1 protein-coding gene is annotated in these 588 nt (G+C 66.8%); it reads right to left on the reverse strand.

Annotated features, from left to right (window positions below; genetic code table 11):
- Positions 1–144 precede the first annotated feature (144 nt).
- The coding region (locus G7A99_RS23900; protein WP_305792368.1) for a glycine betaine ABC transporter substrate-binding protein at positions 145–588 on the reverse strand (444 nt) is incomplete at its 5' end.

The raw sequence follows: 588 nt of genomic DNA on the forward strand, positions 1-588 counted from the left end.
CGAGGGCGCAGTTGATCTGGGCCGCGCCGGCAAGGAGAGAGGTCTGTGCGGTCATGGTGCTCCGGCGTGGTGGCACGATTGTGGGTCGGTCTTCGCGGCGGGTGAGGGCGGCGGACCGGCGGTCCGCCGCTGCGGTTGCGGACCTCACATGAGGTCGTGCTTCTTGAGAAAGTCCTCCGCGACCCGCTCGATGCTCTCCTTGTCGACGTCCACGCGGGCGTTCAGGGCCGCCATGGTGTCGTCGTCGAGCAGTGCGGACAGGGCGTTCATCTGTTCACGCAGCTTCGGGTTCGCCTCCAGGGTGTCCTTGCGCACCACCGGAGTGAGCGCATAGGAGGGGAAGTAGTTGCGGTCATCGTCGAGCACGCGGAAGTTGAACGCCGGGATACGCCCGTCGGTGGCGAATACCAGGGCGACGTCGACCTCGCCCTCCTTGAGCGCGGAGTAGGTCAGCCCGGAGTTCATGCGCTTGATGTCGCCGCGCGGCACGCGGAAGCCGTAGGCGCGCATCATGGGCTTGAAGCCGTCCGGCCGCGCGTAGAACTCGGCGTTCACGGCGATGGTCATCTCCTTGCCGTCGTTGACCGC

The sequence above is a fragment of the Arhodomonas sp. KWT genome (assembly GCF_010993615.1).